Here is a 20,993-nt window from a genome sequence, read left to right as displayed (position 1 = left end):
TTGCCACCATGCCCATGGAAATCCTCCTCTTCGGCCTTCTCGCCGTTCTCGTCGTCTTCATGTTCGTCAACGGACGCAAGCGCCAGAAGCAGATGAAGGCTGAGCAGGAGGAGAAGGCGACCAAGACCGTTCCCGGGGTCAAGGTGCTCCTCCAGGGTGGTATCTACGGCACGATCGTGGCCTACGACCACGACGACCTCGACTCGCCCGCGCTCGTCGAGATCGCTCCCGGCACCGTCATCGAGGTGCACAGCCAGGCGATCCTGCGCATCGTCGAGCCCAAGGACGCGATCGAGACCGACCCGGCAGTGCTCGCCGCCGAGGATGCACCGATCGTGAACGACGTTCCCGTCGTCGACGACGCTCCGGCCCTCGAGACTCCCGAGGAGACCCGTCGCCGTCTCGAGCGCGACGCCGACGACAAGTAGCCTTCGCGCTGCACCACCTCGGCACTCCGGCATCTTAGAAAGCTGATCACACGTGGCCACTTCTTCTCCGGTCCGTCATGCCTGGCGGGTTCTCATGGGCCTGCTCCTGGTGACGGGCGTCCTCTTCGGCATCAACGCGCTCGGCGTCCACGTGTTCGAGAAGAGCTCCTGGACCCCTGAGCTCGCGCTCGACCTGCAGGGCGGCACGCAGATCGTGCTCAGTGCCGAGACCGAGGACGGCGCTGCGCCCTCCCCGGAGCAGCTCGATCAGGCGGCCGCGATCATCCGCCAGCGCGTCGATGCGTCCGGTGTGGCCGAGGCCGACATCACCACCGAGGGCGGCCGCAACATCGTGGTGCAGATCCCCGGTGTCGCAGACGAGCAGACGCGTGCGCGCATCCAGTCGAGCGCGCAGCTGGAGTTCCGCCCGGTGCTCGCCACGACGGCCGGCACGAATCAGTACGTGGGTGAAGACGGCAACGAGACGGCGTATCCGACCCCGGACGACTCGCTGAACGCGACGCCGACGGCCGAGCCGACGGACGCGAGCGACCTCGCCTGGGTGACCGACAGGCTCGCCGCGGAGTTCCAGGCCTACGACTGCGCCAACCCCGAGAACGACCCCTCGAATGCGCCCAAGGACCAGCCGCTCATCGCGTGCGATCCCTCGGGCCAGGCGAAGTACCTCCTCGGTCCGACCGAGCTCACGGGTGACGCCATCACCGACGCATCCGCGGGCCGCGACCCGAAGACGGGCGCGTGGCTCGTCCAGCTGACGATGAACGGCGACGGCGCCGAGGCCTTCGGCGAGGTGAGCACCCGCCTCAACCAGAACCGCCTCGCGGAGCTCTCGCCGCGTGATCAGTTCGCCTTCGTCCTCGACGGATCGGTGATCAGCGCACCGCGCATGAACGGACAGATCCTCGACGGTCGCCCGAGCATCTCGGGAGACTTCAACCAGGAGTCGGCGACTGCCCTCGCCGACCAGCTCAAATTCGGCGCCCTGCCCCTGAGCTTCGAGGTTCAGAGCTCCGACACCATCTCCGCGACCCTCGGCACCCAGCAGCTTCAGATCGGTCTCATCGCGGGCCTCATCGGTCTCGCACTCGTGGCGATCTACTCACTGATCGTCTATCGGGCGCTCGGCTCCGTGATCATCGCGTCCATCGCCGTGATGGCGGTTCTGACGTACATCATCATCTGCATCCTCGCGTGGCGATTGGGCTTCCGCCTGTCGCTCGCCGGCGTCGCGGGCCTCATCGTCTCGATCGGCTTCACCGCCGACTCGTTCATCGTGTACTTCGAGAGGATCCGAGACGAGCTCCGCGACGGAAAGTCGATCACCTCGGCGGTCGAAGACGGCTGGGGCAGAGCGAAGCGCACGATCTACATCTCGAAGTCGATCAACATCCTCGCGGCAGTGGTGCTGTACATCCTCGCGGACTCCACAGTGAAGGGCTTCGCCTTCACTCTGGGGCTCACGACCCTCATCGACGTGTTCATCTTCGTGATCTTCACGCACCCGGTGATGCAGCTGCTCGCCCGCACCAAGTTCTTCGGCGGGGGCCACAAGCTCTCCGGCCTCGATCCCGAATCGCTCGGTGCGGTGTACCGCAGCCGATCGCAGTTCCGTCAGGTGTCAACCGCCACCGCGGGCCGCGGGGCGAAGAACGCCAGAGCCAAGGGCGAAGCCGAGCGCCGTCAGACCATCGCAGAGCGCAAGCGCGCCGAAGCACTAGCCGGTGAGAGAACCACCCGCACCGGAAGCGAGGGGGACGCCTGATGGCTTCCATGAACGAGTTCGGTAACAACCTCTACACGGGAAAGACGTCCTTCCCGTTCGTCGGCAAGCGCCGCCTGTGGTTCATCATCGCGATCGTGCTGGTCGTCGGCTCGGCGCTGGTGCCGCTCATCCGCCCGATCCAGTTCTCGATCGAGTTCACGGGCGGGTCGCAGTTCACCGTGCAGGCGCCCGACAGCTTCGAGCAGGAGACCGCGAAGACCGCGGTGCAGTCGGTCGTACCCGGTGCGGCGACCAAGGTCGTCGTGGTGGGCGGCAACGACATCCGCGTCCAGACCGATCAGATGAGCGCTGCCGAGACGCAGCAGGTCTCCAACGCCCTCGCCGATGCCTATGGCGTCGAGCCCGAGAGCGTGACCTCGTCGTTCATCGGACCGGCGTGGGGTGAGAACGTCACCAAGCAGTCCCTCTGGGGTCTCGCGATCTTCCTCGCACTGACGTTCCTGATCCTCGCGATCTACTTCCGGACGTGGAAGATGTCCGCGGCAGCGATCCTCGGCCTGCTAGACGTCCTCGTCATCACGGTCGGCGTCTACGCCCTGGCCGGGTTCGAGATCTCACCGGCCGCGGTCATCGGATTCCTGACGATCCTCGCCTACTCGCTGTATGACACCACGGTGGTGTTCGACAAGATCAGGGAGAACACCACGGAGGACGGCGAGAACTCGACGCGAACCTTCGGCGAGTCGGTCAACCTGGCGGTGAACCAGACGCTCATCCGATCGATCAACACCTCGGTCGTCGCCGCACTGCCGGTCGGCGCGGTCCTTTTCATCGGAGCCTTCTGGCTGGGCGCCGAGTCCCTCACGGACATCTCGCTCTCGATCTTCGTCGGCATCCTGGTCGCGACCTACTCGACCCTGTTCGTGGCCGCGCCGCTCTACTCGCTCTTCCGCGAGAACGAGCCGCAGATCGCGGCACGAGATGCCAAGATCCGCGAGGCGCGAAGCCTCGCGACCGCAGAGACCCGATAGTCCCCGCTCCGCGGGGCCGCACCCCGTGGAGCACGCGTAAGCTGTTGTGATTCGGAGGTGAGCGGATGGCGGAACCGCAGACGGCGTCGCAGGGCTCCAGCCTGAGACGACTGGTTCCCCGCATCTTCTCCCGCGCGCCCAGGATCAACGACCTCGACAATCTGATCCGCACGGTCCGTGCGAATCACCCGCGAGGCGATCTCGCCGTCATCGAGCGCGCCTACGCCGTGGCCAAGGAGAAGCACACCGGCCAGCAGCGCCAGAGCGGCGAGCCCTACATCACGCACCCGCTCGCCGTCGCGCAGATTCTCGCGGAGATGGGCCTGGGTCCTCGAGCCATCGCTGCGGCGCTGCTGCACGACACCGTCGAAGACACCGGCTATGCGCTCACCGACCTCACGGCGGAGTTCGGCGACGAGGTCGCGATGCTCGTCGACGGCGTCACCAAGCTCGACAAGGTCAAGTACGGCGAGAGCGCCCAGGCCGAGACCGTCCGCAAGATGATCGTCGCGATGTCGAAGGACATCCGCGTCCTGCTGATCAAGCTCGCCGACCGCCTGCACAACGCCCGCACGTGGGGATTCGTCCCGCCCGAGAAAGCTGCGAAGAAGGCCAAGGAGACGCTCGAGATCTACGCGCCTCTGGCCAACCGCCTCGGTATCCAGGCGATCAAGTCCGAGCTCGAGGACCTCTCGTTCGCCGTGCTGCATCCGAAGATCTACAACGAGATCCACAACCTGATCGCCCAGCGCACCCCGCAGCGCGAGAAGTACCTCGCTCAGGTCGTCGAGGAGATCGACGAGGACCTGCGCGATCTGCGCATCCGAGGCAAGGTCGTCGGGCGTCCGAAGCAGCTGTACTCGGTGTACCAGAAGATGGTCGTTCGAGGCCGCGAGTTCGACGACATCTACGACCTGATCGGCATCCGCGTGCTGGTCGCGTCGGTGCGCGACTGCTACGCGGTGCTCGGCGCCATCCACGCGCGCTGGACGCCGCTGCCCGGTCGCTTCAAGGACTACATCGCCACCCCGAAGTTCAACCTCTACCAGTCGCTGCACACCACGGTGATCGGACCGTCGGGTCGGACGGTCGAGATCCAGATCCGCACGCACGAGATGCACCAGCAGGCGGAGTACGGCGTCGCCGCGCACTGGATGTACAAAGAGCGGATGAACGGCGGCAAGACCGAGGTCCGCGCCGCCGACAACGACATGGCGTGGCTCGCGCACATCTCGGACTGGCAGGCCGAGACGGCGGATCCCGGCGAGTTCCTCGACTCTCTGCGCTTCGAGATCGGCGCGAAAGAGGTCTACGTCTTCACGCCGAAGGGGCGCGTCGTCGGGCTACCGGCGGGTGCGACGCCGGTCGACTTCGCGTACGCCGTGCACACCGAGATCGGCCACCGCACGATGGGCTCGAAGGTCAACGGGCGCCTCGTGCCGTTGGAATCGGAGCTCAAGAGCGGTGACGTGGTCGAGGTCTTCACCTCGAAGAACCCCGACGCCGGCCCGAGCCAGGATTGGCTCGGCTTCGTCAAGAGCACCCGCGCACGCAACAAGATCCGCGGATGGTTCACGAAGGAGCGTCGCGAAGAGGCGATCGAGCAGGGCAAGGAGGCCATCGCTCGCGCGATGCGCCGCCAGAACATGCCGCTGCAGCGCCTGATGAGCCAGGACTCGTTCGCCGAGGTCGCACATCAGCTCCGCTATGAGGACGTCTCTGCGCTGTATGCCGCCGTGGGCGAAGGTCACGTCTCCACGCAGTCCGTGCTCGAGAAGGTCACCGCGCTGGTCGCGGCGACCGATCCCGCCACAGGTCCGATCGACCTCCCCGGCAGCATGCCGTCGCGGGAGCCACGGGCAGGGGATTCGGGTGTCCTGGTGCGCGGAGCATCGGACATCCTCGTGAAGGTCGCGAAGTGCTGCACGCCGGTTCCCGGAGACGAGATCGTCGGTTTCGTGACGCGTGGCAGCGGCGTGTCCGTGCACCGCACGGACTGCCCGAACGTCAAGGCGCTCGCGAGCGAGGAGGACCGCTTCGTCGAGGTGTCATGGGCCCCGACGACGAAGAGCGTCTTCCGGGTGCAGATCCAGGTCGAGGCCCTCGACCGGTCGGGGCTGCTCTCCGATGTCACCCGGGTGCTGAGCGAGCATCACGTCAACATCCTGTCTGCGACCGTCAGCACCACCGACGAACGCCTCGCCATCAGCCGCTTCGTCTTCGAGATGGGCGATGCCGTCCACCTCGACCGGGTGCTGAACGCGGTGCGTCGCATCGACGCGGTGTATGACGTGTACCGCGTCACCTCGTCCTGACGAGAATCCTCTCGAGCGCGCCGCGTCCGGCGCGCTTTCCCGGCACACGGGTCATGCGCTCGAGCTCCCGAAGCGCAGCGGATACGAGATCCGGTTCGGCGTCGGCGAGGAGCACCATCCACCGATGCAGGGATCCGTCGCGGTGGAGTCCGAGAGCGAGATCGACCATGGTGCGCTCCGGCGTCATCACCGGTACGCCGCCGATCACGACGAGATCCGACGGCGGCAACGCTGTGTCATGAAGGATCACTCGTGCGGGCAGTGCGGGGCGAATCCGATGGCTCACTGCGCGCCGGACGTGATGGCGTGCAGGGGGAGTGTCGCCGGCACCGTGGATCCAAGCTGCCGTCGGGCCGGAGGCGGCCGTGTCCGCAGGGACGAGGGGCGCGAGCGCGGCTGCTCTCGCGCTTGCGCTCTCGACGAGATCGGCGGGGATGTACCCCTCGCCCAGATCGACGAGATGCCCGTCGAGCCTCGCCGCGCTGAGTTCGGGGATCGTGAGGCGTTGGCCGGGCAGATACAGGAACGCGGGATGCATCACGCCAGTCTGGCGCGGTGCATCCCGCGTACTGATTCGATCCGGAGATCTGTGGAGAAGGTCAGCCGCCGAGGGCGTTGAGCCAGGTGCGGCGCGCTTCGAGTGCATCCGCCGCGGCCTTGGCGGCCTTCTTGTCTCCCGACTTCTCTGCGGCGGCCAGCTCGGACTCGAGCTTCTCGATCGCCTCGAGCAGCTGCGAGCTCATGTCGTTGGCGCGTGCCTTGGTCTCGGGGTTGTTCTTCTTCCAGTCGACCTCTTCGCGTGCCTTGAGCGCCTGCTCGATCACACGGAGACGATCGTCGAGAGCGCGCTCCTTCTCGCGGGGGAAGATGCGGCCGATCTCATCCCACTGGCGCTGGATGCCGGTGAGCAGCGCGCGGGCGCGCTTGATGTTCGGCTCGTCTGCGACTGCCTTGGCCTCTTCGAGAAGGGCCTGACGCGCTTCGATCTTCGGGGCGGAGTCCGCCTCTTCAGCCGCCGACTGCTCGGCACGAGCGGAGTACAGCGCGTCGCCGGCTGCCTTGAATCGCGCCCAGAGCGCGTCGTCGGCCTTGCGACCAGCGCGACCGGCGGCCTTCCACTCGTCGAGCAGACTGCGATACGCGGGGATGCCGTCGACTCCGCGAGGAGCGAGAGCCTCGGCGCGCTCGACCAGCCGCGTCTTGGCGTCACGAGCGGTCTTGTGGGTGTCGTCGAGCTCGGAGTAGAACGCGCGGCGTGCCTTGTCGACGGTGCCGCGCGCATCACGGAACCGCTTCCAGAGCTGCTGGGACACCCCCTTCGACAGACGAGGGCCGTTCTGCTGCTGCGCCTGCCACGCGTCGAAGAGTTCGCCGAGCTCGGCGGTCACCTGCTTCCACTGCACCTTCGAGAGGTCGCGGGCTGCGATCGCCTCGGCGCGCTCGACGAGAGCCGTGCGCTCGGCGATGGCCTTGTCGACCAGCTCCTTGGCCTGCTGGGCCTCCTGAGCGGTCGCCTCGGAGAGCGAGGAGGTCAGCGTGTTCAGACGCTCACGGAGTCCGGCGAGGTCGCCCACAGCGGCAGCGTCGGTGGCCTCGGTGAGAAGATGACCGGCCTGCTTGACCAGGTCACCCGCAGACGCGCCGCCGGCCTGGTGACGCTGCTCGAGCGTGTGCACCTTGAACGCGATGTCCTCGTACTTGCGCACGAAGTAAGCGAGTGCCTCGTCGGGGGTGCCGTCGGGATACTGCCCGACCACGCGCCACTCGTCGCCCTCGCGAACCTCGACCGTGCCGTCTTCGGCGACACGGCCCCACTTCGCTGCCTCGGCACTCGATGCGGAGGTCGCGGGCGATGCTGCGGCTGCGGGAGTCGCTGCAGTGGGCTTGGTCAGCTTTCGCGGCAGCGGCGCTGCCGGGGGAGCGGGAATGGGGGGAGTCGGCTTGGACGGCTCAGACACGGTGATTCTCCTTGCGCGGTAGGGCCCGCGGGAGGCGGAAAGGACGAGCTTCAGCCTAGTACGAGAGCGAGGTTGCAGTGTGGTCGTCGAATCTCACAATGGCCGTTACCGTTCTGTGAGCGAATCGTTCGACGCACGAAACACCGCGCGTCACATGCGGGAAACACCAGGCTCCTATCGTCGCCATCACGACGTCCCCCGGCGATTGGAGCAACATGAGCGAGGTCCTCCTCACACCCCAGGAGATCGTGGTGGTCGGTGCAGGGATGGTCGCGCATCGATTCGTGGAGAGCCTGATCAGCCGAGCCGAGACGCCGATGCATGTGACGGTGATCGGAGACGAGGCCCGTCGACCGTACGATCGGGTCGGACTCACCGGGTTCTTCTCGGGGGCGACTCCCGAGGAGCTCGAACTCGATCGCTCGGTGTTCGACGACTTCCGCGTGCGATTCCTCGCCGACGACAGAGTGCTGCGGATCGATCGCTCGGCCCGCACCGTCACGACGAGGTCGCGCACGAGCATCCCGTACGACACCCTGGTGCTCGCGACCGGCTCCTACGCCGCGAAGGTCGCCGTGGACGGTGCGGACCTGCCCGGCTGCTTCGTCTATCGCACACTCGACGACGTCCAGGGCCTCAAGGACTTCGTCGAGCGGCGAGGACGCATGCTCGGTCGTCCGCTGCGCGGCGCGGTGATCGGCGGAGGGCTCCTCGGGCTCGAGGCCGCCGGTGCTCTGCAGGGAATGGATGTCGACGCCACCGTCGTGCAGTACTCCGATCGCCTGATGTCCGCTCAGCTCGACTCAGCGGGTGGAGGGATGCTCAAGCGTCTGCTCGAAGCGCGTGGCATCTCGGTGCGCACCGGATCGAGGACGACTCGGCTGGACCCGGATGACTCCGGCGCGGTCACGGCTCTCGAGTTCCAGGACGGATCGATCGAACGGGCGGACGTCGTGGTCTTCACCGTCGGCGTGCGTCCCCGGGACGAGCTGGCGCGCAATGCGGAGATGCAGGTGGACCCCCGCGGCGGTGTGATCATCGACGATCGGTGCTCGACGTCCGACCCCCACATCCTGGCGATCGGCGAGGTCGCGAACTTCGACGGTCGCTGCGTCGGACTGGTGGCTCCCGGATACGCCATGGCAGAGGTGGCGGCGACGCGCCTGCTCGGAGGCGATGCGGCGTTCCCCGGCTACGACGACTCCTCCAAGCTGAAGCTCTCGGGCGTCGATGTCGCGAGCTTCGGCGATGCGATGGCCACGACTCCCCATGCGCTCGACGTCGTCTATGCGGATCCTGTGGCCGGTGTCTATAAGAAGCTCGTGCTGTCGGATGACGCTCAGACGCTGCTCGGTGGGATCCTCGTCGGCGATGCGGCGGCCTACGGAGCGCTGCGTCCCCTCGTCGGCGCGAAGCTCGGCGCCGACCCGGCCGCCTACCTGCTGCCGGAAGGCGGGAACGAGGCTCCTGGTGGCGAGCTGCCGGATGAGGCCGTGGTCTGCTCGTGCTCGAATGTGACCGCCGGGCGCATCCGCCGGGCGGTGCACGACGAGGGGTGCACGGACGCCGCCGCGGTGAAGGGCTGCACGAAGGCCGGGGCGACCTGCGGATCCTGCGTGCTGATGGTGAAGAAGGTCGTGGGGCAGGAGCTCACCAAGCTCGGCCAGACCGTGTCGCATGCCCTCTGTGAGCACTTCGATCTCTCGCGCCGCCAGCTCTTCGACGCGGTACGGGTGGCTCAGCTCACGACGTTCAGTGGCATCGTCGAGCGCTTCGGGCGCGGCCGAGGGTGCGACATCTGCAAGCCGGCGATCGCCAGCATTCTCTCGGTGCTCGTGGGCGCGCACGTGCTCGACGGCGAGAACGCCACGCTGCAGGACACGAACGACCACGTGATGGCCAACATGCAGAAGGACGGCACGTACTCCGTCGTCCCGAGGATGGCCGGTGGCGAGGTCACCCCGGAGGGACTGATCGCGATCGGGCAGATCGCGAAGGACTTCGCGCTGTACACGAAGATCACCGGCGGGCAGCGGATCGACATGTTCGGAGCGCGGCTCGAACAGCTTCCGGCGATCTGGCAGCGTCTGGTCGACGCGGGCTTCGAGTCGGGGCAGGCGTACGGCAAGTCGCTGCGCACGGTGAAGTCGTGCGTCGGGTCGACGTGGTGCCGCTATGGCGTCCTCGACGCGGTCGGCATGGCCGTCAAGCTCGAACTGCGCTATCGGGGGCTCCGTGCTCCCCACAAGCTCAAGCTCGGCGTCTCGGGCTGCGCTCGTGAATGCGCGGAGGCGCGGAGCAAGGACGTGGGAGTCATCGCCACCGAGACGGGGTGGAACATGTATGTCGGCGGCAACGGCGGCTTCACGCCGCGGCACGCGCAGCTGCTCGCGTCGGACCTCGACGACGAGGGTCTCATCAGGGCCATCGACCGCTTCTTCATGTACTACATCCGCACCGCCGATCGTCTGCAGCGCACGGCTCCCTGGTGCGAGGAGCTCGAGGGCGGACTCGACGGGCTGCGGAGTGTGATCTTCGACGACAGCCTGGGCATCTGCGCCGACCTCGATGCCTCGATGGCGCAGCACGTCGATCGCTACGAGGACGAATGGGCGGCCACCCTCGCTGACCCCGTGAAGCTCGAACGGTTCCGGTCGTTCGTCAACGCGGCCGATACGGCGGATCCGTCACTCGCCTATGTCTCTGAGCGCGGGCAGATCCGCCCGGCGTCGCCGGAGGAGCGTCGCGCCGGAGGCGTCCTGATCGCCGGAACCGCTCTGGAGGTGCGCCGATGACCGTCGCGACGGACTCCACCACGCATGTGCGGGTATGCACGCTCGAGGACCTCGAGGTCGAACGAGGACGAGCCGCTCTCTTGGACGGACAGCAGGTGGCGCTGTTCCTCCTCTCGGACGGCACCGTGCTCGCAGTCGACAATCTCGACCCGTTCAGCGGAGCCAATGTCATCTCCCGCGGGATCGTGGGAAGTCGTGGGGATGTCCCCACGGTCGCATCCCCACTCCACAAGCAGATCTTCGATCTCCGCACCGGTGAGTGCATCGAGACCCACGGCAAGCCCCCCGCAGCACTGCGGGTGTGGCCGGTCGCGATCGACGACGGCGTCGTGTACGTCCGGATGCCGGAGAGCGTCGGATCATGAGGCGGACGCGTGTGGGCAGGGTCGACCTCGTCGGCGGTGGGCCGGGTCCCGCCGACCTCATGACGGTGCGCGCCTATCGCCTGCTGATGGCGGCCGACGTGGTGGTCGCCGATCGCCTCGGTCCGTTCGCGGAGCTCCGGAACGAGCTCCCGTTGCACGTCGAGGTCATCGATGTCGGCAAACGACCGGGTCACCACCCCGTCCCTCAGCACGAGATCGATGCCCTCCTCGTCGAACGCGCCCTCGCCGGCCACCGCGTGGTGCGGCTGAAAGGCGGCGATCCCTTCGTGCTCGGTCGCGGGGGAGAAGAGGTTCTCGCGTGTGAGGCCGCCGGTGTGCCGGTCAGTGTGACCCCGGGCGTGAGCAGCGCGATCTCGGTGCCTCAGGCCGCGGGGATCCCGGTGACCCATCGCGGCGTCGCGTCAGCGGTGCACATCATCAACGGGCACGGCGACCTCACCCCGAGTGCGCTCGCATCTCTGTCCGATCCGACGGTCACCACCGTCGTCCTGATGGGCGTGGCCTCGCTGCCTCGCCTCGCAGCCTCGGCCGCGTCGCACGGGGTGTCCGGCGACATCCCTGTGGCGATCGTCGAGAACGGTCACACCGAACGACAGCGGACCATCCGCAGCACCCTGGCGACGGCGGCGCAGGACGCGGCCGCTGCGCAGGTCGTGAACCCGTCCGTCATCGTGATCGGCGAGGTGGCTCGCGCGGGACTGCTGCTGCCGACGAGGGCGATGATCGCGGAGAGCGCCACATGACGACCGCGCGCACGCTCGACTCGGCGCTGGCCGGATGCACGATCATCGTCGCCGCAGACCGCCGCTCGATCGACCTGGCGACAGCCCTCGAGCGTCGCGGTGCGGTGGTCCATCGCGCGCCGGCGCTGAGCATCGTCACCAACTCCGACGACGCGCAGCTTCTCGCCCGCACCGAGCAGGTGATCGCCGCTCCTCCGGACATCGTGATCGTCACCACGGGCGTCGGGTTTCGCGGATGGATGGATGCCGCGCACGAGCACGGCCTCGACGGACAGCTCGACGCGGCACTGCAGGGCGCGCACTTCGTCGCACGGGGACCCAAGGCGCACGGCGCGATCCAGCAGGCGGGTTTCACGGCTGACTGGGTCGCCGAATCCGAGACGTCGGCCGAGGTCGGCGAGTACCTCCTCGCCTCCGGGGTCGCGGGCAAGCGGATCCTCGTGCAGCATCATGGCGCCGGATCGGACGGCCTCGACGAGTTGCTGGCGGATGCCGGAGCCGAGGTGCTGAGCATCACGGTCTACCGGTGGGGGCCGCCGCCGGATCCTGAGGTGGTGCGGCGTTCGGCATTGCAGGCGGCGGCCGGCGAGGCGGACGCCGTACTGTTCACCTCGGCCCCGGGAGCGGCGTCGTGGATCGCGGTGGCAGAGGAGTCCGGCGCGCTCGAGCGCATCAGGAGACGCGCGGAGTCGGGCCGCCTCCTCCTGGCGTGCGTGGGCCCGATCACGGCCGCGCCGCTGCACGGCGCGAACCTCCGCACCACGATCGCCGACCGGGGGCGACTCGGATCCCTCGCTCGAACGGTCATCGCGCATTTCGGCGGCGGGAGGGCACCGTCACTCCCGACCGACGCGGGTCTGGTCGAGGTACGCAGCGGCGGAGTCCTCGTGGACGGCGTGTTCATCCCGCTCTCGCGGTCGGCTGCCGCCTTGATCGAGGCGCTCGCCTCTGCGGGCGGGCGTGTGCTCTCGCGCGCCGAGCTCGGGGGCGTGCTCCCCGGCGCCGAGCGCAACGGACATGCGGTCGAGGTGGCCGTCGCACGGCTGCGGGAGGCTCTCGGCGGCAACGAACTCGTGCACACGGTGGTGAAACGCGGCTACCGCCTGGCGGTCACCGAGTACTGAGCGAGGTGCGCGCGGGGGAGTGCGGGCAGTGAACGCCCGTGTCCGCCACCCACAGGGACCGTGGTCTATCCGGCGGGGGCCTCAGTGGGTGCAGGCTCCGGCGTCGCGGGGTCTGTCGGCACGGGCGCCTCCGTCGGCTCGACGGTAGGCGAAGGCGAGGGGGCCGGGGGATTCACCTGCGCGTGAACGACCTGGCTCACCACGGCTCCGGCGACGATGAGCACTCCGGCGACGACGGCGATCGTGTTGTCGCGGGTGCGACGCCGGATCTGACCCTCATGCCACGTCTTGCGGGCGGTGTGCAGACGTGCGCGCTCCACCTCGGTGCGCGACTGCTGCGTGCTCTTCCCGCGTCCGGCCATTGCGTGCTCCCTTACTGGACGTGAATGTGCAACGTCGCCTGAGAGCCTACCGTCGAGATCGCGTCACGCCGTTCCCACCCGAAGTGTCGGTGCCCCGCGTTAGCCTGGACGGATGACCTCCGCCTCCGCACTGCTCTCCGGGCAGACGCCTCTCGCCGTGCGAATGCGCCCCGTGTCGCTCGATGAGGTCGCCGGTCAGAAGCACCTGCTGCGCGCGGGTTCCCCGATCGTCGCACTCGCCGACCCTGCCGCGACATCCCCGGGTGCCGTCTCGATCATCCTGTGGGGTCCGCCCGGCACCGGCAAGACCACTCTGGCGCAGGCGATCGCACGCTCATCGGGCCGCCGGTTCGTCGAGCTCTCCGCGATCACCGCCGGCGTGAAGGACGTGCGCGAGGTCATGCAGGAGGCGATCACCCAGCGCGACCTCTATGGCCAGACGACGATCCTCTTCCTCGATGAGATCCATCGGTTCACCAAGGCGCAGCAGGACGCCCTGCTCCCGGGCGTCGAGAACGGCTGGGTGCTGCTGATCGCGGCGACCACCGAGAATCCCTCGTTCTCGGTGATCTCGCCGTTGATGTCGCGATCGCTGCTCCTCACGCTCCAGCCGCTGACGGATGACGACATCGGGCTCCTGGTCGATCGGGCGGTGACCGATGCGCGCGGACTCAATGGCGCGGTCACCCTGGCCGACGACGCGCGCGCGGCGCTGATCCGGCTGGCGTCCGGCGATGCGCGGCGTGCACTCACCGGACTCGAGGCGGCAGCGGCCGTAGCCCTGTCGAAGGGGGAAGAAGGCGCGGTGCCCGCCGCGACGGCGGACGACGTCGCTCAGGCCGTCGACAAGGCGCTGCTGCGATACGACCGTCAGGGAGACGAGCACTACGACGTCATCAGCGCGTTCATCAAGTCGATCCGAGGATCCGACCCCGATGCGGCCCTGCACTATCTCGCGCGGATGATCGAGGCGGGGGAGGACCCTCGCTTCATCGCTCGGCGCCTGGTCATCTCGGCCTCCGAGGACGTGGGCCTCGCCGACCCGCAGGCGCTCTCCATCGCGGTCGCGGCCGCGGACGCCGTCGCGTTCATCGGAATGCCGGAGGGGCGGATCCCGCTCGCCGAAGCGACCGTCTATCTGGCCACGACAGCCAAGTCGAATGCGGCGTACGTGGGAATCGACCAGGCGATCGCCGACATCCGCTCCGGGGGGTTCGGACGCGTCCCGCTGCATCTGCGAGACGCGCACTATCCGGGCGCGAAGCGGCTCGGTCACGGCCGGGGATACGTCTACCCGCACGACAGCGAGTTCGGCATCCTGCCGCAGCAGTACCTCCCTGACGAACTGCGCGGAAAGCGGTACTACGAACCCAAGAACCTGGGTGCCGAGCGCGACATCTCGGCTCGCCTCGAGCGGATCAGACGCATCCTCGACGGGCGCTGACGCGAATCTGTTAGACTTGACCGGCTCGAAACCGTGTTTTCGGGCATCTCCTCGTTCACACCACACCTTGCTGGCGCCCCGGCGTGCGCTCCAAGGCAGAACGCGGACGATACGTCCGTGAGTCGTGAAAGACGCGACCACGTCATCGGAAGGAACACTTCGTGACCACGAAGTCCCAGGACCGCCGCAAGGTACGTCTGAGCCGTGCCCTCGGCATCCCGCTCACCCCGAAGGCCGCCCGCTACCTCGAGAAGCGTCCCTACGCTCCGGGTGAGCACGGCCGCACCAAGCGCAAGGCAGACAGCGACTACGCCGTCCGTCTGCGTGAGAAGCAGCGTCTGCGCGAGCAGTACGGCATCCGCGAGAAGCAGATGCGCAACACGTTCAACGAGGCTCGCCGTCAGGACGGCCTGACCGGTGAGAACCTGGTCGAGCTGCTCGAGATGCGTCTCGACGCCCTCGTCGTGCGTTCGGGCTTCGCCCGCACCACCGCGCAGGCTCGTCAGCTCGTCGTGCACCGTCACATCCTCGTCGACGGCCAGCTCGTCGACCGCCCGTCCTTCCGCGTGAAGCCGGGTCAGCTCATCCACGTCAAGGCCAAGAGCGAGGGCACCGAGCCCTTCCAGGTCGCAGCGGCCGGCGGTCACGCCGAGGTCCTGCCTCCCGTTCCCGGCTACCTCGAGGTCGAGCTCGACAAGCTCCAGGCTCGCCTGGTTCGTCGCCCGAAGCGCGCCGAGGTCCCCGTGACCTGTGAAGTGCAACTCGTCGTCGAGTACTACGCAGCTCGCTGAGTTCCAGCTTTTCCGCAGAAGGCGTCGGGGTCACCCGACGCCTTCTGTCGTTTGCGCATACGATGGTGACACCGCGCCTTCGCGGGTCAGAGGCAAGGATGACGACATGAAGAACGTGCTGTGGTTCCTGATCGGTGTGATCGGCGGATTCGTCGCTGCGCATTTCATGAACAAGGACCCGCGCGGTCACGACATCCTCGCCGAGGTCGACGCTCGCTTCAACGAGTTCACCGGCATCATCGGCGACTCGTACCGCGAGCAGCAGGCGCGACTCGTAGACCCCGCGGACGACTGATCGCGCGCGGTCTCCCGGCCGCTGCCGCATCATCGTCCCGCCCTTCCACACCCTGTACGCAAGGACACCTGGCACCCCTATGAAAACTGCGGAGATCGCGCAGCGCTATCTCGACTTCTTCGAGAAGAACGACCACGTCATCGTCCCCTCGGCCTCTCTGGTCAGCGACGATCCGTCGCTGCTGTTCACGGTCGCCGGAATGGTGCCGATGATCCCGTACCTCACCGGAGTCGTGCCCGCACCGCACCCGCGCATCGCGGACCTGCAGAAGTGCATCCGCACCAACGACATCGAAGAAGTCGGGAAGACCGCGCGTCACGGCACCTTCTTCCAGATGATGGGCAACTGGTCCTTCGGCGACTACTTCAAAGAGGGCGCGATCCGCTACGCGTGGGAGCTGCTGACGAGCTCGGAGGCAGACGGCGGCCTCGGTTTCGACGAGAAGGACCTCTGGGTCACCGTCTACGAGACCGACGACGAGGCTGAGGCCATCTGGCGCGACATCATCGGCCTGAAGCCGGAGCGCATCCAGCGTCTGGGGCGTGCGGACAACTACTGGAACACCGGTCAGCCCGGTCCCGGTGGCCCCGACAGCGAGATCTTCTTCGACCGAGGTCCCGCGTACGGCAAGGACGGCGGCCCCGCGGCCGACGACTCGCGGTTCCTCGAGATCTGGAACCTCGTGTTCATGCAGGACTTCATCGACAACATCCGCGGCAAGACCGAGTTCGACATCGTGGGCGAGCTGCCCCAGAAGAACATCGACACCGGCATGGGACTCGAGCGCGTCGCGTTCCTCAAGCAGGGCGTCGAGAACATGTACGAGACGGATCAGGTGCGCCCGGTCCTCGATCGCGCGGTCGAGCTCTCCGGCCGCCGTTACGGTGCCGTCCACGAAGACGACGTGCGCTTCCGTGTCGTGGCCGACCACGTGCGCTCGTCCCTCATGCTGCTGTCCGACGGTGTCCGCCCGTCCAATGAGGGCCGCGGATACATCCTCCGCCGCCTCATGCGGCGCACGGTGCGCTCGATGCGTCTGCTCGGCGTCGACGAGCCGGTCTTCCCCGAGCTCTTCGCCACGTCCCGTGATGCCATGAAGTCGGCATACCCGGTGCTCGAGAAGGAATGGTCGACTCTCTCGGCCTCCGCCTTCGCCGAGGAGGAGACCTTCCGGCGCACTCTGGCGCAGGGGTCGACGATCCTCGATCTCGCGCTGGACGAGACGAAGAAGGGCGGCGGGGCGGCACTGAGCGGCTCCGAGGCGTTCCTGCTGCACGACACGTACGGCTTCCCGATTGATCTCACGCTCGAGGTCGCTGAGGAAGCCGGTCTCGCGGTCGACCGTGAGGCGTTCGACACCCTGATGCAGGAGCAGCGCTCGCGCGCCAAAGCTGACGCACGCAATCGCAAGCGTCAGCTCGCGGACGTCTCGGTGTACCGCGATCTCCGTGCGCTGGGCGAGACGGGCTTCGACGGCTACTCCGAGCTGGAGGTCGACTCGCGCATCCTCGGCATCCTGGTCGACGGACAGCCGGCCCGCACCGCCTCAGAGGGACAGATTGCCGAGGTCGTGCTCGCCGAGACGACTCTCTACGCCGAGTCCGGCGGTCAGGTCGCCGACAAGGGCGTCATCGTCGGGCCGGGCTACGAGCTCGAGGTGCTCGATGTGCAGCGTCCGGTGCCCGGTCTGATCAGCCACACGGTCGAGGTCACTCGCGGGGCTGTAGCCGTGGACGACCCCGCGACCACGGTCGTCGACGCCGCCAACCGACGCGCCGCCAGGCAGGCGCACTCGGCGACGCACCTCGTGCATGCGGCGCTGCGTGACACGCTCGGACCGACCGCCACGCAGGCCGGTTCGCTCAACCGTGCCGGGTACATGCGTTTCGACTTCTCGTGGTCTCAGGCTCTCTCGGCCGACACGCGCACCGAGATCGAGGAGATCACCAACCGCGCGGTCAACGACGCCCTCGAGGTCACGACTCGCATCGTGACGCTCGACGAGGCGAAGGAGGCCGGTGCTATGGCGCTCTTCGGCGAGAAGTACGGCGACGTCGTGCGGATGGTCGACATCGGCGGTCCGTGGTCGCGCGAACTCTGCGCGGGCACGCACGTCACCACGAGTGCCGAGATCGGCCTCGTCAGCGTCGTCGGCGAGTCGTCGGTCGGCGCGTCGAACCGCCGCATCGAGGCCCTGGTCGGCCAGGACGCGTTCCGCGAGCTCGCTGCAGAACGAGCGCTCGTGTCGCAGCTGACCACCTCGCTCAAGACCCCTCGCGACCAGCTCGCCGAGCGCATCGCGGATCTCTCCGCCAACCTCAAGGCGGCCGAGAAGCGCATCGCCCAGTTCGAGTCCAAGGAGCGCGCGGGCCGTGTCCCGGCCATCGCCGATGCCGCGAACCGCGTCGGCGCGTTCCGTGTGGCCGCGCAGTCGCTCGGTGAGGTGGCGTCGGCCGACGATGTGCGCGAGCTCGTCCTCGGCGTCCGCGACCGTCTCGGTTCCGACCCCGCCGTCGTCGCTCTCGGCGCTGTCGTGAACGGACGCCCGGTGGTGGTCGTCGCGACGAACGATGCCGCACGCACCGCCGGAGCGAAGGCCGGTGCCCTCGCGAAGCGCGCCGCCTCCGTACTCGGCGGCGGCGGCGGAGGTCGTGACGACGTCGCTCAGGGTGGTGGCACGGATGTCGCCGCCCTGCAGGCAGCGCTCGAGGCCGTGTCGCAGGAGCTGCAGTCAGCGTGAGCGGCTTCCGCCGCGGCGTGCGGCTCGGTGTCGATGTCGGGCGTGCCCGGGTCGGCGTCGCCCGCTGCGATCCGGACGGCATGCTCGCGGTGCCGGTCGAGACCGTGCAGCGCAACGACACGTCGATCGACAGGATCGCCGCGATCGCCGAAGACTTCGACGTGCTCGAGTTCGTGGTCGGGCTGCCGGTCAATCTGCAGGGCGCCGACACCGCGTCGACGACCGACGCTCGCGAGTTCGCCGCGGCTCTGCAGGCGCACACGGGCACTCCCGTCCGGCTCGTCGACGAGCGCCTCAGCACCGTCACCGCACACGCCGCTCTGCGTTCTTCGGGCAGAACACAGAAGAAGTCTCGTAGCATTGTGGATCAGATCGCCGCGGTGATCCTGCTGCAGCAGGCGATCGACACGGAGAAGAGCACCGGAAACCCGCCCGGTGCCACGATTCCGCTCGACGAGGAGTCCCCCCGATAATGCCCGAACGCGAGAGCGCTTCGCCTCAGCACGATCCGGATGCCCGTCTGGGCGATCTGTTCGAGAACCTTCCCGACCCGTCGCCGCAGATCCCGACGGTCGACAACACCCCGCCCGCTCCAGGGTCGCGCCGGGCGGCGCGTGAAGCCGCGGCTGCGCAGCCCGGGGCTCCGGCCGGGCCAGCCGCCGCCCCCGCGGACCGCTCGTCGTCGGACGATGCGTCGACCAGCGCGATGCCCGCACTGTCCGCGGACGAGCCCGTTGCCGCCCGACTTTCCGAAAGCGAGTCCTCCGTCGGCGAGGCGGCCGCGGACCGAGCCGAATCCGGCTCGGGGTCGGAAGCATCTGCCGGCGCCGCGGTGGGCGCCGCGTCGGGGAGCGCGGCAGCAGGCGGACGCCTCGAAGACCTCTTCCACGCGCATCCGGAACACGATGCCGGCCACCCAGCGCCCGCGAAGAAGAAGCGCCGCACGGGCTGCCTGGTGGCGCTCGTCATCGTCCTCGCCGTGATCGGCGGCATCGTCGGCGCGGGATTCTGGGCGTGGGGCACCTACGGCGACAAGGTCAGCGAGGCGCTCGGATGGGGCGACCCCAAGGACTGGGAGCCCGGGCTCGCATCCGGCGAGGTGCTCGTCACCATCCATGAGGGCGACACCGGCGCTCCCGTGTCCACCGCGCTCTACGAAGCGGGCGTCACGCGCACGGAGGACGTCTTCTACGACTACCTGGTCACCGAGAACGTCGCGGTCACCTTCTATCCGGGCATCTACAGCCTGAAGGAGAAGATGACAGCCGAGGCGGCGCTCGAGGCGCTGCAGGACCCCGCCAACAAACGCGAGAACTCTGCGAGCGTGGGCGAGGGCGCGACCATCGAATCCTCCCTGCCCGACATGGCCGAATCGCTCGGCATGCCCATCGAGGAGCTCCAGGCGGCGGTCGACGCCGACCCTGCGACCTACGGCGTGACCGCGCAGAGCCTCGAGGGGTGGCTGTTCCCGGCCGTCTACACGTTCGATCCGGGAGTCACCGCCACCCAGGTCATCCAGCGGATGGTCGACCGCACGAAGGAATCGCTGACAGAGGCCGGGGTGCCGGCGGAGGACGCTCAACGCGTGCTCACGATCGCCTCGATCATCCAACGTGAGGGCCTCACCGCAGACTTCCCGAAGGTGTCTCGTGTGATCGAGAACCGCCTCGACATCGACATGAAGCTGCAGATGGACTCGACGGCGCAGTACGGCTACGGTTCGCTGCACGAGGGCGTCGTGTCGAGTTCGGCGGAGGCGCTCGAGGACGACAATCCTTGGAACACCTACGTGCACACCGGCCTGCCGGTCACGCCGATCGCGAGCCCGAGCTTCGCTGCGATCGACGCGGCGATGCACCCCGCAGACGGCCCCTGGCTCTACTTCGTGACGACGAACCTCGCCACCGGAGAGACCCAGTTCTCGGTCACCTACGAGGAGCACCTGCAGGGAGTCGAGAAGTGGGAGCAGTGGTGTCAGGAGAACCCCGACGGGGGTTGCTCGGCCGGATGAGCTCCCCGCGGCTCGCAGTCTGGGGCGACCCGATCGCGCACTCCAAGTCTCCGCAGCTGCACGCGGCCGCCTACCGTGCGCTGGGCCTCGATTGGGAGTACACGCGTCGCCAGGTCGACGACGTGGCGTTCGACACGGCTCTGGCCACTCTGGACGATTCGTGGCGGGGGCTCTCGCTCACGATGCCGCTGAAGGAGAAGGCGCACAGCGCGTCGGTCACGCACGACCGCTATGCCGACCTCACCGGAGCAGTGAACACGCTGCTGCTCACCGACGGCATCCGCGGCTTCAACACCGATGTCGGCGGGATCCTCGACGCCCTGGGCGAGCAGGACCTTCGGGGAATCGGTGATGTCCGCATCCTCGGCGCCGGCGCCACGGCATCCTCGGCTCTGGTCGCGTGCGTCGAGGCCGGGGCCCGCACTGTCGATGTGAGGGCGCGCCGTCCCGAACGGGCAGCCGGACTGGTGGCTCTCGGACGGAGACTCGGCGTCTCGATCACGACCTCGACGTTCGATGCCGACGCCGACGATGTCGGGCTCACCGTCGCGACGCTCCCCGGAGGCTCCGTGCTGGACGAGGCGACGTCAGCGCGCCTCAGCGAGAGCGGGGGCGCGCTGTTCGACGTCGCGTACTCACCCTGGCCGTCGGCGCTCGCATCGGTGTGGCGCGGGGGGCGGGCCGTCTCCGGGGAGGCGATGCTGCTGCGTCAGGCGGTGCGCCAGATCCGCATCTTCCTGCACGGAGACCAGAGCGTTCCGCTCCCCTCGGAGGAGGTCGTGGTCGCCGCGATGGAAGCCGCCCTGTAGTCACCGGCCGTCACGCG

The 20,993-nt window shown here is 68.1% G+C and carries 18 protein-coding genes; 15 read left to right on the top strand and 3 right to left on the bottom strand.

Annotated features, from left to right (window positions below; all coding sequences use genetic code 11):
• Positions 1-14 precede the first annotated feature (14 nt).
• From yajC to ACIPV5_RS11145, 4 genes are all read left to right on the top strand, one after another.
• Entirely contained in the window at positions 15-428 is a 414-nt protein-coding gene (gene yajC, locus ACIPV5_RS11160; protein WP_053096173.1) for a preprotein translocase subunit YajC, read from the top strand.
• A gap of 52 nt (positions 429-480) precedes the next feature.
• Entirely contained in the window at positions 481-2,211 is a 1,731-nt protein-coding gene (gene secD, locus ACIPV5_RS11155) for a protein translocase subunit SecD (RefSeq protein WP_053096171.1), read from the top strand.
• The gene (gene secF / locus ACIPV5_RS11150; RefSeq protein WP_056278783.1) at positions 2,211-3,203 is read left to right on the top strand and encodes a protein translocase subunit SecF; all 993 of its coding nucleotides are present in this window, start codon (positions 2,211-2,213) and stop codon (positions 3,201-3,203) included. Before secD ends, secF begins: the two co-directional genes overlap by 1 nt.
• 65 nt (positions 3,204-3,268) lie before the next feature.
• Positions 3,269-5,518: a bifunctional (p)ppGpp synthetase/guanosine-3',5'-bis(diphosphate) 3'-pyrophosphohydrolase gene (locus ACIPV5_RS11145; RefSeq protein WP_053096167.1), complete on the top strand. Its 2,250-nt coding sequence runs from the start codon at positions 3,269-3,271 to the stop codon at positions 5,516-5,518.
• On the opposite strand, the gene ACIPV5_RS11140 is transcribed toward ACIPV5_RS11145, so the two are convergent.
• Together ACIPV5_RS11140 and ACIPV5_RS11135 are read right to left on the bottom strand one after the other, a co-directional pair.
• The gene (locus tag ACIPV5_RS11140) at positions 5,505-6,056 is read right to left on the bottom strand and encodes a type IV toxin-antitoxin system AbiEi family antitoxin (protein WP_053096165.1); all 552 of its coding nucleotides are present in this window, start codon (positions 6,054-6,056) and stop codon (positions 5,505-5,507) included. The genes ACIPV5_RS11145 and ACIPV5_RS11140 overlap by 14 nt on opposite strands.
• A 61-nt stretch (positions 6,057-6,117) precedes the next feature.
• On the bottom strand, positions 6,118-7,482 hold the full coding sequence (locus ACIPV5_RS11135) for a DUF349 domain-containing protein (RefSeq protein WP_285365566.1): 1,365 nt from the start codon (positions 7,480-7,482) through the stop codon (positions 6,118-6,120).
• A gap of 209 nt (positions 7,483-7,691) precedes the next feature.
• On the opposite strand from ACIPV5_RS11135, the gene nirB reads away from it, so the two are divergent.
• From nirB to ACIPV5_RS11115, 4 genes are read left to right on the top strand one after another with little or no spacing between them, the layout of a single operon-like run.
• Entirely contained in the window at positions 7,692-10,271 is a 2,580-nt protein-coding gene (nirB, locus tag ACIPV5_RS11130; protein WP_400341033.1) for a nitrite reductase large subunit NirB, read from the top strand.
• Positions 10,268-10,636: a nitrite reductase small subunit NirD gene (gene nirD / locus ACIPV5_RS11125; protein WP_400341032.1), complete on the top strand. Its 369-nt coding sequence runs from the start codon at positions 10,268-10,270 to the stop codon at positions 10,634-10,636. The genes nirB and nirD overlap by 4 nt, the downstream gene beginning before the upstream one ends.
• Positions 10,633-11,400, top strand: a complete 768-nt coding sequence (gene cobA / locus ACIPV5_RS11120; protein ID WP_400341031.1) for a uroporphyrinogen-III C-methyltransferase — start codon at positions 10,633-10,635, stop codon at positions 11,398-11,400. The genes nirD and cobA overlap by 4 nt, the downstream gene beginning before the upstream one ends.
• On the top strand, positions 11,397-12,524 hold the full coding sequence (locus ACIPV5_RS11115) for a uroporphyrinogen-III synthase (RefSeq protein ID WP_053096159.1): 1,128 nt from the start codon (positions 11,397-11,399) through the stop codon (positions 12,522-12,524). The genes cobA and ACIPV5_RS11115 overlap by 4 nt, the downstream gene beginning before the upstream one ends.
• A 65-nt stretch (positions 12,525-12,589) precedes the next feature.
• On the opposite strand, the gene ACIPV5_RS11110 is transcribed toward ACIPV5_RS11115, so the two are convergent.
• The gene (locus ACIPV5_RS11110) at positions 12,590-12,886 is read right to left on the bottom strand and encodes a hypothetical protein (protein ID WP_053096157.1); all 297 of its coding nucleotides are present in this window, start codon (positions 12,884-12,886) and stop codon (positions 12,590-12,592) included.
• 112 nt (positions 12,887-12,998) lie between these two features.
• On the opposite strand from ACIPV5_RS11110, the gene ACIPV5_RS11105 reads away from it, so the two are divergent.
• The 7 genes from ACIPV5_RS11105 (at position 12,999) to ACIPV5_RS11075 (ending at position 20,976) form a co-directional block, all read left to right on the top strand.
• A complete protein-coding gene (locus ACIPV5_RS11105; RefSeq protein ID WP_082297813.1) occupies positions 12,999-14,330 on the top strand; it encodes a replication-associated recombination protein A in 1,332 nt (443 codons plus the stop codon).
• Positions 14,331-14,491: 161 nt separating this feature from the next.
• Positions 14,492-15,121 (top strand): 30S ribosomal protein S4, encoded by a 630-nt coding sequence (rpsD, locus tag ACIPV5_RS11100; protein WP_052677824.1) that lies wholly within the window; start codon positions 14,492-14,494, stop codon positions 15,119-15,121.
• Positions 15,122-15,227: 106 nt separating this feature from the next.
• Complete coding sequence (locus ACIPV5_RS11095; RefSeq protein ID WP_053096155.1) at positions 15,228-15,416, top strand: hypothetical protein; 189 nt, start codon at positions 15,228-15,230, stop codon at positions 15,414-15,416.
• Positions 15,417-15,495: 79 nt separating this feature from the next.
• A complete protein-coding gene (alaS, locus tag ACIPV5_RS11090) occupies positions 15,496-18,156 on the top strand; it encodes an alanine--tRNA ligase (RefSeq protein ID WP_053096153.1) in 2,661 nt (886 codons plus the stop codon).
• Positions 18,153-18,629, top strand: coding sequence for a Holliday junction resolvase RuvX (gene ruvX / locus ACIPV5_RS11085; RefSeq protein WP_400341030.1), 477 nt, complete (start codon positions 18,153-18,155; stop codon positions 18,627-18,629). The genes alaS and ruvX overlap by 4 nt, the downstream gene beginning before the upstream one ends.
• The gene (gene mltG, locus ACIPV5_RS11080; protein ID WP_372983527.1) at positions 18,629-20,167 is read left to right on the top strand and encodes an endolytic transglycosylase MltG; all 1,539 of its coding nucleotides are present in this window, start codon (positions 18,629-18,631) and stop codon (positions 20,165-20,167) included. The genes ruvX and mltG overlap by 1 nt, the downstream gene beginning before the upstream one ends.
• On the top strand, positions 20,164-20,976 hold the full coding sequence (locus ACIPV5_RS11075) for a shikimate dehydrogenase (protein WP_230100789.1): 813 nt from the start codon (positions 20,164-20,166) through the stop codon (positions 20,974-20,976). Before mltG ends, ACIPV5_RS11075 begins: the two co-directional genes overlap by 4 nt.
• The last annotated feature ends 17 nt before the right edge of the window (positions 20,977-20,993 follow it).

Source organism: Microbacterium sp. NPDC090014 (genome assembly GCF_044748285.1).
In the GTDB taxonomy this organism is placed as follows: Bacteria; Actinomycetota; Actinomycetes; order Actinomycetales; family Microbacteriaceae; genus Microbacterium.
Note: the sequence above shows the minus strand (reverse complement) of the source record. Positions and strands in the feature narration are given on the sequence as shown.

Bases quoted from the DNA above. Each gene is read 5' to 3' on its own strand.
- yajC (WP_053096173.1), top strand. From the start codon at position 15: ATGGAAATCCTCCTCTTCGGCCTTCTCGCCGTTCTCGTCGTCTTCATG.
- secF (WP_056278783.1), top strand. From the start codon at position 2,211: ATGGCTTCCATGAACGAGTTCGGTAACAACCTCTACACGGGAAAGACG.
- ACIPV5_RS11145 (WP_053096167.1), top strand. From the start codon at position 3,269: ATGGCGGAACCGCAGACGGCGTCGCAGGGCTCCAGCCTGAGACGACTG.
- ACIPV5_RS11140 (WP_053096165.1), bottom strand. From the start codon at position 6,056: ATGCATCCCGCGTTCCTGTATCTGCCCGGCCAACGCCTCACGATCCCC.
- nirB (WP_400341033.1), top strand. From the start codon at position 7,692: ATGAGCGAGGTCCTCCTCACACCCCAGGAGATCGTGGTGGTCGGTGCA.
- nirD (WP_400341032.1), top strand. From the start codon at position 10,268: ATGACCGTCGCGACGGACTCCACCACGCATGTGCGGGTATGCACGCTC.
- cobA (WP_400341031.1), top strand. From the start codon at position 10,633: ATGAGGCGGACGCGTGTGGGCAGGGTCGACCTCGTCGGCGGTGGGCCG.
- ACIPV5_RS11115 (WP_053096159.1), top strand. From the start codon at position 11,397: ATGACGACCGCGCGCACGCTCGACTCGGCGCTGGCCGGATGCACGATC.
- ACIPV5_RS11110 (WP_053096157.1), bottom strand. From the start codon at position 12,886: ATGGCCGGACGCGGGAAGAGCACGCAGCAGTCGCGCACCGAGGTGGAG.
- ACIPV5_RS11105 (WP_082297813.1), top strand. From the start codon at position 12,999: ATGACCTCCGCCTCCGCACTGCTCTCCGGGCAGACGCCTCTCGCCGTG.
- ACIPV5_RS11095 (WP_053096155.1), top strand. From the start codon at position 15,228: ATGAAGAACGTGCTGTGGTTCCTGATCGGTGTGATCGGCGGATTCGTC.
- alaS (WP_053096153.1), top strand. From the start codon at position 15,496: ATGAAAACTGCGGAGATCGCGCAGCGCTATCTCGACTTCTTCGAGAAG.
- mltG (WP_372983527.1), top strand. From the start codon at position 18,629: ATGCCCGAACGCGAGAGCGCTTCGCCTCAGCACGATCCGGATGCCCGT.
- ACIPV5_RS11075 (WP_230100789.1), top strand. From the start codon at position 20,164: ATGAGCTCCCCGCGGCTCGCAGTCTGGGGCGACCCGATCGCGCACTCC.